The following is a 17,920-nucleotide window of genomic DNA, read 5'->3' as shown; positions in this document are numbered from 1 at the left end:
ATTATTTAAAAGAAATCCTATCTAAAAAGGAGTGTCATTATGAGTAATATAATTCTAAAGTTAAGTAATATTGCTAAGGAATTTCCTGGAGTTAGGGCGTTGGATAATGTTAATTTTGAGTTATTTCATGGCGAAGTTCATGCACTACTGGGTGAAAATGGTGCTGGTAAATCAACAATGATAAAGATTTTAACTGGTGCACATGCAAAGACTGCTGGTAAATTTATTTTTGAAGGAAAAGAGATAGAAAATATATCACCAGATATTTCTAAAAAAATAGGTATAAATGCCATATATCAAGAATTAACAGTATTTGATGAATTGACAGTAGCACAAAATATTTTTATGGGAAAAGAAATAAATGGCAAGGTCTTAACTAATGATAAAAAAATGAATGAAGAATCTAAAAAGATTTTTGACAATATGGGAATAGATATAAATCCAAGTAGCTTAGTCAAAGAACTTAGTATAGCTCAAAAGCAAATGGTTGAAATAGCAAGAGTTTTATCATCAGAAACTAAGGTATTGATAATGGATGAGCCAACATCTTCAATAAGTAAAAAAGAAACTGAGATACTTTTTAGACTTATAAATGATTTAAAGAGTAGTGGAGTTAGTATAATATATATTTCTCATAGAATGGAAGAACTTTTTGAGATTTGTGACAGAATAACTATAATGCGAGATGGGAAAACGATTTCGACTTTGAATACCAAAGAAGTATCATCTGAGGAAGAATTAGTTAATTTAATGATAGATAGAAAATTAGACCAATTTTTCCCTAAAAGAAAGGTAGAAATCAAAGAAGAAATTATGAGGGTAGAAAATCTAACTAAAAACAATGTTTTTAATAATGTCAGCTTTAATATAAGAAAAGGAGAAATTTTAGGAATAGGTGGATTAGTTGGAAGCAAGAGAAGTGAAATCGTAGAGGCTATATTTGGACTTAGAACATATAGTTCTGGGAAAATATATTTAAATAATAAAGAAATTAAATTTAAAACACCATCGGATGCAATTGAAAATGGTTTAGGTTTGATAACAGAAGATAGAAAGGGCACTGGATTATTTTTACAGATGAGTGTCAAAGAAAATACAACTATGGCAGGATTAAAGAAAGTATCTAAATTTAAATCAGTTATAGATAGAAAAAAAGAAAAAGAAGTTTTAGAAAAATACATAGAAGCTTTAAAAATAAAGACTCCACATATGAATCAGGTTATACAGAGCTTAAGTGGTGGTAACCAACAAAAAGCTATAATAGCCAGATGGCTTTTATTACAACCAGACATATTAATTATGGATGAACCGACTAGAGGTATAGATGTAAATGCTAAAGCAGAAATATACAATCTAATGGGTGACTTGGTAGAGGATGGCGTAAGTATCATAATGATATCTTCAGAGATACCAGAGTTGATATCAATGAGTGACAGGATAATGGTTATGAGAGAGGGTCATATAAGTGGCTTTTTAGAAGGTGAAGAAATGGTTGAAAATAATGTATTAAAATTGGCTTTTGGAGGTAAAATTAATGAGTTCAATAACTAAGCATAAAGAAAATGCTTCATCTCCATTATTATCAAAATTAACAAGTGTATTTAAAGACCAGGGGAGTGCAGCTATAGGACTTGTAATAATTTTTATAATAATGAGTGTAGCTTCATCTAATTTTTTAACTTTAGATAATTTAATTAATGTTGGAAGACAAATATCAATAAATGCAATTCTTGCAGTAGGGATGACTTTTGTAATAATTACAGGAGGAATAGACTTAAGTGTAGGAGCAGTAATTGCTTTAGTAGGTACATTTTGGGCTACAACAGTAGTGAATTACAATGCACCTGTATGGGTGGGTATGTTACTGGCATTAGCAATTGGAACAATACTAGGTATCATAAAAGGTGCAATTATTTCAACACAAAAATTACCACCATTTATCGTAACTTTAGCTATGTTGACAATAATAAGTGGAGCAAGCTTTGTGTTTACAGGAGGGAGACCTATATCAGTAAACACAGATGCATTTAAGATGCTTGGTAGAGGATATGTTGGACCAATACCAATACCAGTTATAATTATGATTATAGTCGTAATAGCAGGACATTTTCTCTTAAAAAGAACTGATTTTGGACGCCATGTACATGCTGTAGGTGGGAATGAAGAAGCAGCTAGACTATGTGGAGTAAAAGTAAATAAAGTCATAGTTAAAGTATATGCCTTAGCTGGATTATTAACAGCTTTAGCTGGAATAATATTATCTTCACGTTTAGCATCAGGTTCACCAACTGTTGGAGATGGAGCCGAATTGGATGCTATAGCAGCAGTTGTGCTTGGAGGTACTAATATGATGGGTGGTTCTGGTTCTATAGTAGGTACATGTATAGGTGTTGGAATAATAGGAATATTAGGAAATGGATTAAACCTATTGAGTGTATCTTCATATAATCAGATGATTATAAAAGGTTTGGTAATGTTATTTGCTATATGGATAAATAACATAAAATTAAAAAAATCAGCTAAAGTAAAATAATAAATATTACTTAACTAGTAAGCTATAAGAATTATTAGTTTTGCATAGGTGCTAAATAAAAAGGATAGGTATTAAATAAAAAGAAAGATTGTAATTTAAGCAGAGGATATTAACTTTGAAATCTTAAATGTGAAAATAAATCTTGGGAGGAAATATGAAAAAAATTCTCTTAGATACATTAAATAGCAATAAAAAAGAATATATAGACTATTTAAAAGAGCTTGTAAGTATCAAAACCGAAGATGTAGGTCATGGAATACTAGGTGGATTTGAAAAGGAAGGTCAAGAATATATTGAAAAACTTGCAAATTCCATAGGTTTTAGTGTAAATAGGCAAGAAATGAGCGAAGATTTAATTAAAAAGGCAAAAGACATATATAAAGAAGGTAATCTAGGTCACAATTATGATGATAGATATAATTTAATATGTAAGTACAGTGATAATTTGCCTGGTAAGACAATAGTTTTTAATGGTCATGTAGATACTATGCCACCTGGTGATATAAAAAAATGGAGATATAATCCATATTGTGCTACAGAAGATAAAGGGAAGCTTTATGGACTTGGAACTGCAGATATGAAATCTGGTCTAATGGCTTCAATATTAGCTGTAAAACTTATAAAAGATAGTGGCTTAAATATACCTGGCAATATAAAGGTAATGTCGGTGGTAGATGAAGAAGGCGGAGGAAATGGAACTATAAATGCAGTTATGAATGGAATTGATGGAGATTACTGTGTAATTTGTGAACCATCAGAGAAGGACATAATAATTGCACATATGGGATTTGTATTCTTTGAGGTTGAAGTTAAAGGTGTATCTCTCCACTGTGGAAGTAAGTGGGAAGGTGTAAATGCTATAGAAAAGGCAATGTTATTACTCCAAGATATAAAAGAGTTAGAACATAATTGGCTTATGAGGTATAAACATGCTTTATTACCTCCACCTACAATAAATCTAGGCGTAATAAATGGTGGAACAGCAGGTTCTACTGTACCAGATAAATGTGTATTTAATTTATGTGTACATTTCTTGCCAAATACAATGAGTTATGAGCAAGTTGTGGAAGATATAACTAAGGTTATAATGACAAGAGCTGATGGAGATTTGTGGCTTAAAGATAATAAACCAGAGATAAATATATATCAATCAGGATTAGGTTTTGAGATGGACAAGCAATCTGAATTTATAGTTAATACTCAAAAGATATTAGAAGAAACCTTAGAAAGAAAGCTAAATATAAAGGGGTCAACGGCTGGAAATGATGCAAGACTGATGAAAAACTTAGCTAAAATCCCAACACTAATATTAGGGCCAGGTTCAATAGAACAATGTCATTCAATAGATGAGTATGTTGAAATTCAAGAGTATTTAGACAGTATACTTATGTATGCCAGTCTAATATTAAACTTATAAAAGTAGGAGGAATATATAGATGAAAAAAGTATTAATAGTAGGGGAATCGTGGGTAAAAAATATAACTCATATAAAGGGATTTGACACATTTGTTACAACACATTATGAAGAAGCAGTAAAATGGTTAAAAGAAGCAGTAGAGTCTGGAGGATATGAAGCAGTTCATATGCCTGCACATGTAGCAGCAGACAGTTTTCCATATAAATTGGAAGAGTTAAATGAGTATGATTGTATAATATTATCTGATATAGGTTCTAATACATTCTTATTATCTAATAGTACATTTATAGATTGTAATAGTAAACCAGATAGACTTGAGTTAGTTAAAGAGTATGTAAATAGCGGTGGAGCATTAATCATGGTAGGTGGATATATGTCATTTACAGGTATAGATGCAAAAGCTAGATTTGGAGAAACTGCTATCAAAGATGTATTGCCAATAACAATGATAGATAAAGATGATAGGGTTGAAAAACCAGCAGGAATAACTCCAGTCGTTGTTGATTCTGAACATCCAGTTTTAAAAGATATACCAAAGGAATGGCCACAGTTTTTAGGATATAATAAGACAATAGCTAAAGATAATTGTCCTGTGCTAGCGACTATTGGAGGAGACCCATTTGTAGCTGTTGGCGAATTTGGAAAAGGAAAATCTGCTATCTTTAGTTCTGATTGTGCACCTCATTGGGGTCCAAGAGAATTTACTGATTGGAAATATTATAATAAATTATGGGTTAATATGCTTGATTGGTTAACATGCTAAAAATTTTATAAATTTAAAAGACCTCTTACTTGATAAAGTGTAATTTACAAGTCAAGAGGTTTTCTTATATAAAATGATTATAATATAGAAGCTATTTAAAAAATAATTATTTTATATAATCAAATAATATAATTATTAGTCTTATGGAGGAGAATATGGTTAATATAAATGATTCAAATAAAAAATTTATAATGGATTATATAGATAAAATACAAGGAGAGTTAAGAGATATATCAGATAAAATATGGAAAAATCCAGAACTTCAATATAAAGAATATTATGCTTCAAACTTACAAAAAGAATATTTAAAAAAACATGATTTTAGTGTAGATGAATTAGAGGATATGGATACAGCATTTGTAGCTAGCTATGGAGAAAGTAAGCCAGTTATAGCAGTTTTAGGTGAATATGATGCATTAGATGGTTTGTCTCAAAAAGTATCCATTACAAAAGAATCTATTTCAGATGGTGGTGCAGGTCATGGTTGTGGACATAATTTACTTGGTACGGGTTCAATAGGAGTTGTAATTGCAATAAAGGAACTAATCAAACTAAAAAAATTGAAAGGAACTATAAAATATTATGGATGTCCAGCAGAAGAAGATTTGTCAGGAAAAGTATTAATGATAAAAAAAGGTTTCTTTAATGGAATTGATTGTGCATTTAGTTGGCATCCATTTGATATAAACACTCCAATAAGAATTCCAACTCTTGCTAATTATTCTGTAAAGTTTAGATACAAGGGTGTTAGCGCACATGCAGCACAAGCTCCTTATAACGGAAGAAGTGCACTTGATGCAGTGGAACTTATGAACATAGGCTGTAACTATTTAAGAGAGCATATATTTGATAGCTGTAGAGTTCATTATGTAACTACTAATGGGGGAAAAATGCCAAACATAGTTCCAGACTTTGCAGAAGTATGGTATTACCTAAGAGGAGTTAAAATGGAGCATGTAAGAGATGTATTTGACAGAATTGTTGATATAGCAAAAGGAGCAGCATTGATGACTGGTACTAGTATGGAATATAATATTGTAAGTGGAGTATATGACTATATTCCAAATACAATATTAACAGATGTTTTATCAAAAAACATGAAATTGATAGGAGTACAAAAGTATGATGAAGATGACTACTATTTTGCAAAAAAATTAGTTGAAACAGTTTCTATAGATAAAAGAATTAATGTGTCTAGTGTATTAAGTGGAAACAAGGAGATTACTAAGATGAATCTACATGATGAAGTTACAGATGATACCTTTACTCATAATAACTGTATATCACTATCATTAGATATTGGAGATGTTAGTTACATAACTCCCACAGCACAATGTTCTTGTTCAGTTTGGCCTATTGGTATTTCTGCTCATACATGGCAATCTTGCGCTAGTGCAGGTTCTGACATGGGATTTAAAGCGATGTTGTTAGCATCAAAATCTATAGCATGTTCAATAAATGATGTAATGCTTGATGAATCTATTGTAGATAAAGCAAAAAAGGAATTAAAAGATACTTTAGGCAGTTTTGAATATACTCCAATTATTTAAAAATTAACTTAATGTAAGTAAGATTGAATTGTATGAATTAGTATAAATATATATTGAGAGCCATAGGAACGACTAATTCTAAGACACAGACAAAAGTAAAAATAATTGATTATGGTGGATATACATATACTTTAAAAGAAATACAGGAAAGTTATTTACCAGAGTTGAAGGAAAAGAATTTAATTTCAGGCTCAATAAAAGGACTTATAATTTATAAGTCCTTTTATTATATTTATTCTTTGTTTGTAATTAATTTGATTATCTTAGGCTCAGTTAAATTATAGATTCCTCTGAGAAACAGCATGTCATCTATTATTAAAAATATGTAAGAATAGTTTATAAATATTTGGTTTTCAATATTATTTATTATATCCATTTTATTGATGGATGAGGAATGGCTCTGCCTTCCTTAATTACAGATGTTGTAGGGAAACCAATTGTACAGGCATCAAAGCCATATTCACCTGTTGGTACTCCTAAAATATCGCAAAAATCTTTATTATTACTTAATCTTCCTATTACACTAACAAGTTCAAAACCTAATCCTAAAGCAGTTGCTTTAAGCCACATATTCTGCATAACATGAGATAATGACTTTTGTTCTATGGCTGGTATTCCACGACGTTCTGCCACAATAATAAGATAAGGTGCTGACCCTACACCAAGAACCCCTTTTTTAACTTGCATCTTTAAAGAAGTAATGAAGGATTGTAGAGCTATGTCATTATCGGCCTTCTTCTCATGGGTTGATATTTGAGTTTTAATAACATCAATAAGAATAGTTTTTATTTTATCCATTTGTAAACTGTTATTTGAGATAACAAAGAAATGTCTGAAATCTGTTTGTTTTGCTACTGCAAGTATTGCATAAGGTGCAAGTCTTCCAGTTTCAATTATTTTTTCAACCAGTTCTTTTGAAGGTACTTCTTTTGTAAAACTTCTTATGGATCTTCGAGTTCTTAATAGCATATCCAAAACTTCATTAACATTGTTTTTATCTAAATTGTTCATTTTTATCCTCCATTAATACTTATTCTTAAGATATCCTATAATGTATTCATATAAAGGCGAAATTTTAGGTCATATTAAACATTTACTTCAAATCAATTCGCTATTTTTTATGAACACATTGTTGATTAATAATCTATATGTATATTATAATATGTATATTGATTTATGCAATGAACAATAATATTTAAATTGTTAAGTAATAAACATTTAATATAAAATTGTCAATTAAAATTAAAAAAATTTATATAGAGCGAGGAAATAATTCATGAAAAAAGTATCTGTTGATAGAAGAACAATACGTACTAAAAAGATGATTAGGTCTGCATTAGCAGAGTTAATAGATGAGAAAGGATTTAACAATATATCAGTTACTGACTTAACTCAAAGGGCAGATATAAATAGAGGAACCTTCTACCTGCATTATGTTGATAAGTATGACTTGTTAGAGAAAATTGAAAATGAAATAATACAGGAAATTGAAGAAGAGACTAAGCACCTTGATTCAGTCAACATGATGAACATGGATGCCTCAAATGAACCTCTTCCATTTATGGTAAAGCTTTTTGAATATTTTAGAAAAAATTCAGTAATTATTAAATCTATTTTAGGTCCAAAAGGTGACCCTACCTTTGAAAGAAAAATAAAAAAATTTATTGAAATCAATTTGTTTGAGAAACAAAAATTAAAAAATTTTAACATAGATGAGGCAATAATTTCGGAAGAATATTTTATACAATATATACTTTCAGCGGACTTAGGTGTAATTCAATATTGGCTTGAAAAAAACATGAAAGAATCTCCTGATGAAATGGCACTGATACTTGCTAGAATGTCGTTACTTGGTCCATTAAGAGCAGTAGGTATTCGTAAAGACTCATAAAAACCATCAGAAAAATAATTCTAAACAATGAATTATAATTTTATTAATGATATAATAATAATTAATAAAAAATAGAGAAATAATGACTTGTTCAAATGCAAAGGATATACTACTGTTAAATGATATAAGTAACTTAGAGATAACACATAGTAAGTCAAAAGGATATATAACATTAGTAAGTAAAAAAGAGTAAAAACTTACATAATGTACTATATAATAAATGATTTAGAAAATAAATATAATGAGTTTATAGATAACAAAGTAAATATTTATGTAAGTCACAATACTTTTTATAAACCATAAAGAAGTATTGTGAATATAAAAGAGTTAAATGCGATATTTATAGATATAGATTGTTACAATACAAATTATAATTTATTATATAAAAAGTAGTACAAGAAGGAGTATTTATGTTTGGATATGTTAAAATAAACAAAATGGATTTAACATTTAGAGAATATGACCATTACAAAGCTTATTACTGTGGGTTATGTAAATATCTAAAAAGAAATCATGGAGAAATCTCAAGGTTTTCTTTAAACTACGATATAACATTTCTAATTATCTTATTAACTTCAGTATATAAGCCAGAGTCTATAAGTACAGAAGAAGTGTGTGTAGTCAGTCCATTTAAGAAGAAAAAGATAATAACAAATGATATTACCGAATATGCAGCAAGTATGAATGTTCTTTTAACGTATTATAAATTGGAAGATAATTTAATGGATGATAAACGCATAAAAGATAAATTAGCATATTATATATATAAAAACAAATTAAACTTAGCCTATGAGAAATATCCTGAAAAAGCTGAGTATATAAAGCAACAATTAAATGAATTAAATAAGTTAGAAAAGGACAAAAATATAAATATAGATGAAGTGTCTAATGTCTTTGGAAATATAATGGGAGAAGTATTTGCATATAAAAAAGATGAAAATGAGAGAAATCTAAGAATGATAGGCTTTAATATAGGTAAATATATATATTTACTAGATGCATATGAAGATTTAGATGAAGATTTTAAGAAAGGAAGATATAATCCTTTTATAGAATATATAGATAAAAATGATGAGTTAAAAGAAAAAGTAAAAAAAATAATTGTAACATCATTAGGTTTTTTAGCTAGGGGAATTGATAATTTAAATCTAAATAAAAACGTTGGAATAATAGAAAATATAATTTATTCTGGAGTTTATTTAAGATACATGAATATATTAGAAAGTAGAGGTGGAAAGAATGTACAGTAATACTTATAATAATGAAAATTTTATGAGAGCAAGAGCTTTTATGGAAAATAGTGAATTTAAAAAAGCCTATGATTTTTTAAAAACATTAACTGACAAATGTGCAGAGTGGTATTATCTAACTGGTTTTTCTGCGATGAATATTGGATATTATGAAGAAGGAGAAGACTTCTTAAAGAGAGCAAAATTCATGGAGCCTGAAAATCAAGAATACAATGATGCACTTAGAAGTTATACACAATATAGAAATGAATATAACAATAGAGCTGATAATTATAATAGAAGAAGACGTAATGATTTAGATGGATGTTGTTGCTGTTGTTGTGATGACTGTTGTTGCTGTCTAGGTGATGATTGTTGTGAAAACTGCGCTAAACTTTGGTGTCTAGATTCCTGTTGTGAATGTTTTGGTGGAGATTTAATATCTTGTTGTTAGGATGATAAATATGAGTATAAAAGTTGCTTATGGAGGAGTTTTATTAGCATTAAATGTGATACTGTTAACTCTTACAAATATTATTCCTGTAAATACATTGTTTATTATGGGGTTAGCATCGCTTTTAGTATCAATTGTAATAATGGAATGGGGATTTAAAAGTGGAATTGCTTTTTATATAGGTTCTGTAGCATTAGGATTTATAGTAATGGCAAGTAAATCTCAATGGATTGTATATTCTCTTACTTTTGGGATATATGGTATTGTTAAATATTTTATAGAAAAAGATAGGTCAATATATATTGAGTATCTTATGAAAGTAGTATTTGCAAATATAATGATAGTTATATTGTACTTTATATTAAGGACAATAGTTTATATTCCAATAAATATTATTATAGTAGCTTCATTTGAGGTAGCCTTTATAATATATGATTATGTATATAGTTCTTTTATAGATTATTACAATAATAGACTAAGAAAGATGTTATTTAAAAATAACAACTGACTTAATGTTTTACTTTAGAATGGTTTTAATTTTTATATGAATAATACATTTGCAAAGGTACATTGAAATATAAAAATAAAATTAACATATGTATGAGTTTATTTAATAAAAAAGGCTTTGATTTTTATATCAGAGTCTTTTTATGTTGTTATACAAACTTTTAATGTTTTAGCAATAACAATTTTTATATTTGAAATAGATACTTACCATCTATGAACTAAAATATATAATATGAATAAAAATAAAGGATATCACTTCAATGATGACATCCTTTATTATAATAAGACTTTTGTTGTATAAGTCTTTAAAAGAGCTAATATAAATTAAATATCTACCATATTCACATCTGTAGATAAAGAATAGATAATGTCTTTTCTTTCTACTATTATTTCAACATTTTTAGAAATTTCCTTATTAAGTGATATTTGAGCCAAAAGTTCTTTTGTAGGATTTATTGCGATTGGATTTCCAACTCTTTTTAGCATATTTATATCGCCATTAGTATCTCCATAAGCGTACGAATTTGATAGGTCTAAATCATATTTTACAACAAAATCATTTATAGCGTTATTTTTACTTATAGAATCCCACATTGGTATGACTGTTCCTGTAAATATATCATCTTCAAATACATAATCACTTCCTAAGAAGTCAGTTACATTGTATTTTTTAGCCATTTTTTCAACCAAAAACCCAGGGCTGCCAGAAATAAAGATAACTATGTGACCTTGATTTAAATGCCAATCTATTCTTGAACGTGTGTATTTATAAACTCTATCTGCTTTTAATTTAATTACTTGGTCACTTGTAAAATTAATGCAAGTTTTGTCTAAGCCTTTTAAGGAGTCAACATAAAGATTACATATTTCTAGTAAGTAATCATCATAGTTGCCTTGTCTTTTATCCCAATCCATAAATGTATCTCTGGCGTGTTTATACCAATTTTTTTGGTCAATTATATCATATTTAATTAATTTCTTAAAATGTTCAACCATAAGAGAGTCCCTATAAAGAGTACCATCTATATCAAAAAAAGCTGCTATATTTTTCATAAAAACCACCTCAATTAATCATTTCCTTATATTATATTATAAATTATACCTAAGTTGTTAAAATATATGTATAATAATTTATATATTAAAAAACAAAGATTTTAAATTTTAAAGGACGTGATTGTATGAATTTTAATTTTGCAAAGGTTACAAATTCTAGACTTATGGGGAGCTTGGGTCTTATAATAAATTGGATAGACAATAAAAACAATCACTTTTGTCAATATTTTTTATTGGATGCAGAAGGATTAGGTCTGGCGGATTATGTGAGTTTAAAAAATCCAACACAAGAAGAAGCTTATAGGGAAGAAGAAAGATTAATGGGTGGATTTGGCTCAGATAGAATTGGATTAACAGAGGAGGAATCTCTGTTTTTAGTATCTTACTTTGGAAATAAGAATATTTGTTATAACAAGATATTGCCAGGAGATAAATGTGAATACATTGACATTATAAAAAATTATAAAACAGATTTAACTATAGAAAAATTATATAATAAAATATGTAAAAGAGTTGATGAGGAAGTTGAATTCATAAACTATATGACTATGAGGTTTATAGCATGGGATAGAGAAAGCTTAAGATACTTTTCAGGAAGTGACGAGATTGCAAATATGCATATTACAAATATCAATGGTACATTACTTAAAAATACAGTAAGCAATAAAGGACAAGGTAGGTATATTAGTGAGGCTTTATATGAAGATAATGATGGGTATTATACATGTAAAATAGCCTTTTGTATAAGTAAATGTAATGATACTGGTTTTAAAATCAATTCTATGCTAGTAACAGATAAAGAGCCTATGTACGATTTTGAAGTTTTTGATGAAATTTCTAAGAGTGAATTTGTAAGTGTATATAGCGTAAGTTCACCTGAGGAATTTGCAAAAGTATTTTATGAAGAAAATCCGTTCTTATTAAAAAGTAATATGAATGAAGGTATATTTTTTACTAGATTTAATTTTAATAATGACCATGTTAAAGAAAATGTATATATAATAAATAATGATATGAAAGCTATATATTACTTAATGGGAAACAAGTTTTTTATAGGGACTTATAGTGATAATGATTGTAATTGTATTAATGAAATAAGTCAGTCTAATTATAGCAAATATATTAAATTTGAAGAGAAATTTTTCTTTGAGCAAAATGCTTTATACGATTTTGCAGAGTCAGATTCAATAGACTTTGATGATTTTTTGAAATAGTATATGATTTTTGACATTATTTAAGCGAGATTAACTGAATTTAATCTCGCTTAAATTTATTTCTATAATATTGGGGGAATATTATGAGGAATACATTTATTATTGTGGTCAATTATTAAAATTTTATACAATTTATTAAAAAAATAAAAATATTTTATTTTTTTCTAAAAATATTTGTTAATATTGGTTTTTAACATACTGTATCTAAACATATTACTAGATATATAGGGAGTAAAATATATTTTATGATTGTTATATGATGAAACAATGAAGTTTTATAATGAAAATAAAATAATCTTAAAGAGTTATGAATGATAGTTATAATAAAATTACTAGCTTTTATTTATTTGTAAATATATTAGAATCATACCAGTTCCAGAAAAGTAAAATACACATATTTTATTCAAAATAATGCCTACTATAAACAAGATAATGACTTGTTAGAGTCATTATAACATAGAGTTAGTAAACTTAAGTTGAGAACTGCCAAATAAATCCAAAAACTATGAGAAAGAGTGTAGACCATGTATCCTTGACAATCTAAAAGAGAAGAAAATGCCAGCATGTTTTTTGGTATAGTTAATGAAGATATAAGTGATGTAATTGATTACTCCATTCAAGGATTTGTGGGTTACTTCCATAAACATCAAACAAATAGTGATATGCAGGGATATTTTTTAAGTATTAAGTTAAATGTAAATAAAAAATCAGATAAAATTTTATTTTATCTGATTTTTTATTTACATTTATTTTATTAGATTATGTTAATATTTTTTGACTAAATAAAAGGATATTCAATCAAAATTTTATACCTATAATAATATTGGGGGAATATTATGAGGAATACATTTACTATTATGTTCAATTATTAAGGTCTTATACAATTTATTTAAAAAATAAAAATATTTTACATTTCTTCCTCATCAAACTCCTCAATATTAGTTTGTGGCATGCCTTGTATAGACATATTACTAGAACCATAAGGAGTCGGATACATGTTAGAAGGCATATTACTAGGCATAACTACAGGCATACCATTCATTGTATTATGACATATAACACCTGGTATCATCATAAGTACATTAGGAGGCATATTTTGATTACATGATAAGTTAGGAATACCCATGTTATTCATATTATATCCCATATTATTCATGTTGCCAGACATGTTATTCATATTATACCCCATATTATTCATGTTGCCAGACATATTGTTAGGCATACCCATATTGTTATTCATGTTACCAGACATGTTATTAGGCGTACCCATATTATTATTCATATTACCAGACATGTTATTAGGCATACCCATATTATTATTCATGTTACTAGACATGCTGTTAGGCATACCCATATTATTATTCATGTTACCAGACATGTTGTTAGGCATACCCATATTGTTATTCATGTTACCAGACATATTAGTGGGTACACCCATATTGTTCATATTATTAGATGTATTATAGTTCATGTTGTTAGGCATATTGTTTGGAGTAGATGTGTTGTAGTTCATATTTCCAGATGTATTATTTGTGTTAGGCAAGTTGTTTGGAGAATTACTACTTTTAGGATAATTATTTACGCTATTAGGATAAATGTTACTTATATTCTGATTATTAGGTATTTTTGTATAACCACTAGGGATTTGTGGGTCATTTCTCAACTCATCTTGAGGAATTTCTTCATTAGTAATATAATCTGCATAATTAGCAGGGTCTAAGTAAGGCATGTAGCTAGTATCTAAGTTCTTTTTTTTCTTATTACTCATATTAAACTTGCACCTCCTAGAAAAACTATAAAAAAGTTTACAAAAACTTATTCTAATAATATATATATTAAAAAACTCCATAATATGTGCATTCTAATTATTATTAAATAAATAAAAAAATATTGTTGCGAAATTAGATATAATAGCATATAATGAACATATGAACAGTTATTCATATATTAAAATAATGGAGGATTATATAATGAGAGAAGAGATAAATGATTGTAGTTGTAATATAATACATGAGGAAATAGTAACAGAAGCTAAGTCAACTATGCCAGATGAAGAAATGTTATATGATTTAGCAGAATTATTTAAAGTATTTGGAGATACTACTAGAGTAAAGATATTATATGCATTATTTGCAAATGAAATGTGTGTATGTGATATAGCAAGTTTATTAAATATGACTCACTCTGCAATATCTCACCAACTTAGAGTATTAAAACAGGCTAGGTTAGTAAAATTTAGAAGAGAAGGAAAGACGGTATATTACTCATTAGATGATAGCCATATAAGTCAAATATTTGACTGTGGATTAAATCATATTAGAGAGACTTATAAATGATAAATGAGAGGAGTGAATATATATGGAAGCAAATAATATAATTAAAAAGGAATTTGTATTAGGAGGATTGAATTGTGCGCATTGTGCAGAAGAGATTAACAACAAAGTTTCTAAGCTACAAGAGGTTAAGTCTTCTAATCTAAATTTTATAAATAAAAAACTTACAGTAAATATAGAAAATAGTTTTGATGAAGAAAATACTATAGAAAAGATAATAGAGATAATAGATTCAACAGAACCAGGACTTAATATACAAATAAGCTCTAAAGACAATACAATAGCCAACAAAACATCAGCTAAAAAGGAGCTTATATTAGGAGGGTTAAATTGTGCACATTGTGCAGAAGAGATTAACAACAAAGTTTCTAAACTAAAAGAGGTTGAATCTTCTAATTTGAATTTTGTAAATAAAAAACTTACAGTAAACATAATAAGTACTTTTGAAGAAGATGCTGTTATAAATAAAATAAAAGAAATAATAGACTCAACAGAACCAGGACTTGATATACAAGTAGAGTCTTCTGACAAAACAAAATCTAGAACGGTTGAAAAGTCAGAAACTGTGAGCGATACAAATAAAAAAGAATTAATTCCACTTATAATAGGAGCTCTTGTATATATTTTTGGTATATATCAAACAGCAACAGGATTTGAAAGTCAATTTAGCAATATAGTATTTATAGTTGCTTATGTGATAGTAGGTGGAGATGTACTTTTAAGAGCAATAAGAAATATATCAAAAGGAAGAGTATTTGATGAAAACTTCTTAATGGCTCTAGCAACAGTAGGGGCATTATTAATAGGAGAACTATCAGAAGCAGTAGGAGTTATGCTTTTCTATAAGGTAGGAGAGTATTTACAAGGTGTTGCGGTTGGAAAGTCTAGAAAGTCTATAACTTCACTTATGCAAATAAGACCAGATTATGCAAACCTAAAAGTTAACTCTGAAGTGAAAGTAGTATCTCCAGAAGAAGTAAATATAGGTGATATAATAGTAGTAAAACCTGGTGAAAAAGTGCCATTGGATGGTGTAGTAGTAGATGGAGTATCTATGTTAGACACTTCTGCACTTACAGGTGAGTCTGTATTAAGGGAAGTTGAAAAAGGAGACGAAATTTTATCAGGTGTTATAAATAAGAATGCTTTACTTACTATTGAGGTTACAAAGAGCTTTGGAGAGTCAACAGTTTCAAAAATACTTGACCTTGTTGAAAATTCTAGCATTAAAAAATCAAAAACAGAAAATTTTATATCTAAATTTTCAAGATACTATACTCCAGTAGTAGTTATAGCTGCTTTATTGATAGCATTTGTACCACCACTTGTTATTTCAGGTGAAGTATTTAGTGATTGGCTATACAGAGGGTTGATATTTTTAGTTGTTTCTTGTCCTTGTGCATTAGTTTTATCAATACCACTTAGTTTCTTTAGTGGGATTGGATTTGCATCTAAAAATGGAATACTTATAAAGGGAAGTAATTACTTAGAGGCTTTAAGAAGTGTAGATACAGTAGTGTTTGACAAAACAGGAACTCTTACTAAAGGTGTGTTTAATGTAACTAAGTTAAATCCTGTGGGAATATCAGAAGAAGAATTATTGCAATATGCAGCTCTTGCAGAAGTAAATTCAAATCATCCAATAGCAAAGTCTATATTAAGCTACTATAGTAAAAAAATTGATTTAAATACAATAGATAGTTATGAGGAAATAGCAGCCTATGGAATCAGAGTAAAATACAATGGTCAACTTATATTGGCAGGTAATGAAAAACTTATGAAAAAGGAAAATATACTCTATTCACCAGCTAAAGAAGTAGGAACAGTAGTGTATATTGCTGTTGATAAAATGTATAGAGGTTATATAGTTATATCTGATGAGATAAAAGAAGATAGTAAAAATGCCATAAGAAGTTTAAAATCAATAGGAGTAAAAAAAGTTGTAATGTTAACTGGAGATAATGAAAAAGTAGCAAAAAACATTGCTAAAGAGTTGGAGTTAGATACAGTTTACTCTAATTTACTTCCTAATGAAAAGGTAGATAGACTAGAAGAGTTGTATGAAGGTAGAACAGAAAAAGAAAAAATAGCTTTTGTTGGTGATGGAATAAATGATGCACCAGTTTTAGCCAGAGCGGATGTTGGTATAGCAATGGGAGGTTTAGGTTCAGATGCAGCTATTGAAGCAGCAGATGTGGTACTTATGACAGATGAACCAAGTAAAATATCTAAAGCCATTGAAATAGCAAATAAGACTAATAAGATAGTATGGCAAAATATAATATTTGCTCTAGGTGTAAAAGTTATAGTTATGGCATTAGGAGCTGGAGGAATAGCTACTATGTGGGAGGCTATATTTGCTGATGTAGGGGTAGCACTTATTGCAGTACTAAATGCTATGAGAGCTATGAGATAATATGTAAGTTAAAAATGAATAGATTATAATATTAAAAGATAGATAATAAAAGAAGAAGTATTGATAAGTTTATTCTAACTGTATTAATACTTCTTCTTTTATTATTATATTTATTTACATTTATTTCTATATTCTTATTTATTGTCTGTATTTTCTACTGTATTTTTTCAATCTATATAGGGATAATTCTATTATAACTGTTGAATTTGTATATAGAAATATTTAAAATATTAATAGTTAAGATAAGCAAATGTGATTTTTTATAAAAAATTATAAATATATTAAAATTGATTGAGACTATGGTATTACTACATTATGATGGAATATATGACAATGGAAATTAAAAAAACTTAAAAAAAAATTTAAAAAGTGTTGACGAATTATTTTTAAGGTGATATAGTATTACTTGTCCTTAAGAAAAGGGCAAACATGAAAAATGAACTTTGAAAATTAAACAGTAGGTTAATTTATAAAAACAAGAAACAAACCATAAAGCCAGATATTTAGATAACAATAGTATCTGAGCCTGATAAACTTTTATTTGAGAGTTTGATCCTGGC

16 protein-coding genes are annotated in these 17,920 nt (G+C 28.1%); 13 read left to right on the top strand and 3 right to left on the bottom strand.

What is annotated here, in order from left to right:
- Positions 1–39: 39 nt before the first annotated feature.
- The 5 genes from IC218_RS15190 (at position 40) to IC218_RS15170 (ending at position 6,263) form a co-directional block, all read left to right on the top strand.
- Entirely contained in the window at positions 40–1,551 is a 1,512-nt protein-coding gene (locus tag IC218_RS15190) for a sugar ABC transporter ATP-binding protein (protein WP_227434715.1), read from the top strand.
- Positions 1,535–2,533, top strand: coding sequence for an ABC transporter permease (locus tag IC218_RS15185; RefSeq protein ID WP_227434716.1), 999 nt, complete (start codon positions 1,535–1,537; stop codon positions 2,531–2,533). Before IC218_RS15190 ends, IC218_RS15185 begins: the two co-directional genes overlap by 17 nt.
- Positions 2,534–2,687: 154 nt before the next feature.
- Positions 2,688–3,950 (top strand): M20 family metallopeptidase, encoded by a 1,263-nt coding sequence (locus IC218_RS15180; RefSeq protein WP_227434717.1) that lies wholly within the window; start codon positions 2,688–2,690, stop codon positions 3,948–3,950.
- A 19-nt stretch (positions 3,951–3,969) separates the two neighbouring features.
- A complete protein-coding gene (locus IC218_RS15175) occupies positions 3,970–4,713 on the top strand; it encodes a glutamine amidotransferase (RefSeq protein WP_227434718.1) in 744 nt (247 codons plus the stop codon).
- 164 nt (positions 4,714–4,877) lie between these two features.
- Positions 4,878–6,263 carry a M20 family metallopeptidase gene (locus IC218_RS15170; RefSeq protein ID WP_413927333.1) on the top strand — a complete coding sequence of 462 codons (1,386 nt, stop codon included), beginning with the start codon at positions 4,878–4,880 and terminating at the stop codon, positions 6,261–6,263.
- Positions 6,264–6,629: 366 nt separating this feature from the next.
- Here the strand turns inward: IC218_RS15170 and IC218_RS15165 are convergent, their stop codons facing one another.
- Positions 6,630–7,274: a nitroreductase family protein gene (locus IC218_RS15165; protein ID WP_227434720.1), complete on the bottom strand. Its 645-nt coding sequence runs from the start codon at positions 7,272–7,274 to the stop codon at positions 6,630–6,632.
- Positions 7,275–7,539: 265 nt separating this feature from the next.
- Here IC218_RS15165 and IC218_RS15160 point away from each other — a divergent pair, with 265 nt between their 5' ends.
- From IC218_RS15160 to IC218_RS15145, 4 genes are all read left to right on the top strand, one after another.
- The gene (locus tag IC218_RS15160; RefSeq protein ID WP_227434721.1) at positions 7,540–8,154 is read left to right on the top strand and encodes a TetR/AcrR family transcriptional regulator; all 615 of its coding nucleotides are present in this window, start codon (positions 7,540–7,542) and stop codon (positions 8,152–8,154) included.
- A 410-nt stretch (positions 8,155–8,564) separates the two neighbouring features.
- The gene (locus tag IC218_RS15155; protein WP_227434722.1) at positions 8,565–9,404 is read left to right on the top strand and encodes a DUF5685 family protein; all 840 of its coding nucleotides are present in this window, start codon (positions 8,565–8,567) and stop codon (positions 9,402–9,404) included.
- Entirely contained in the window at positions 9,394–9,837 is a 444-nt protein-coding gene (locus tag IC218_RS15150; RefSeq protein WP_227434723.1) for a hypothetical protein, read from the top strand. The genes IC218_RS15155 and IC218_RS15150 overlap by 11 nt, the downstream gene beginning before the upstream one ends.
- A 10-nt stretch (positions 9,838–9,847) precedes the next feature.
- Entirely contained in the window at positions 9,848–10,345 is a 498-nt protein-coding gene (locus tag IC218_RS15145; RefSeq protein WP_227434724.1) for a hypothetical protein, read from the top strand.
- A 323-nt stretch (positions 10,346–10,668) separates the two neighbouring features.
- Here IC218_RS15145 and IC218_RS15140 read toward each other — a convergent pair whose 3' ends face one another.
- Positions 10,669–11,397 carry an HAD family hydrolase gene (locus IC218_RS15140; protein ID WP_227434725.1) on the bottom strand — a complete coding sequence of 243 codons (729 nt, stop codon included), beginning with the start codon at positions 11,395–11,397 and terminating at the stop codon, positions 10,669–10,671.
- A gap of 125 nt (positions 11,398–11,522) precedes the next feature.
- Between IC218_RS15140 and IC218_RS15135 the strand changes: the two genes are divergently transcribed.
- Entirely contained in the window at positions 11,523–12,611 is a 1,089-nt protein-coding gene (locus IC218_RS15135; RefSeq protein WP_227824798.1) for a hypothetical protein, read from the top strand.
- A gap of 483 nt (positions 12,612–13,094) precedes the next feature.
- A complete protein-coding gene (locus IC218_RS22250; RefSeq protein WP_227483497.1) occupies positions 13,095–13,190 on the top strand; it encodes a DUF6485 family protein in 96 nt (31 codons plus the stop codon).
- A 328-nt stretch (positions 13,191–13,518) separates the two neighbouring features.
- Here IC218_RS22250 and IC218_RS15125 read toward each other — a convergent pair whose 3' ends face one another.
- Positions 13,519–14,379 carry a hypothetical protein gene (locus IC218_RS15125; RefSeq protein WP_227824797.1) on the bottom strand — a complete coding sequence of 287 codons (861 nt, stop codon included), beginning with the start codon at positions 14,377–14,379 and terminating at the stop codon, positions 13,519–13,521.
- A gap of 202 nt (positions 14,380–14,581) precedes the next feature.
- Between IC218_RS15125 and IC218_RS15120 the strand changes: the two genes are divergently transcribed.
- A complete protein-coding gene (locus tag IC218_RS15120; RefSeq protein ID WP_227434729.1) occupies positions 14,582–14,947 on the top strand; it encodes an ArsR/SmtB family transcription factor in 366 nt (121 codons plus the stop codon).
- A 22-nt stretch (positions 14,948–14,969) separates the two neighbouring features.
- Positions 14,970–17,360 carry a heavy metal translocating P-type ATPase gene (locus tag IC218_RS15115; protein WP_227824796.1) on the top strand — a complete coding sequence of 797 codons (2,391 nt, stop codon included), beginning with the start codon at positions 14,970–14,972 and terminating at the stop codon, positions 17,358–17,360.
- Positions 17,361–17,920: the final 560 nt, after the last annotated feature.

This window comes from Clostridioides sp. ES-S-0005-03 (assembly GCF_020658455.1).
Taxonomy (GTDB): domain Bacteria; phylum Bacillota; class Clostridia; order Peptostreptococcales; family Peptostreptococcaceae; genus Clostridioides.
The sequence above is the reverse complement of the archived record's forward strand: the minus strand, read 5'-3'. Positions and strand labels throughout refer to the sequence as shown.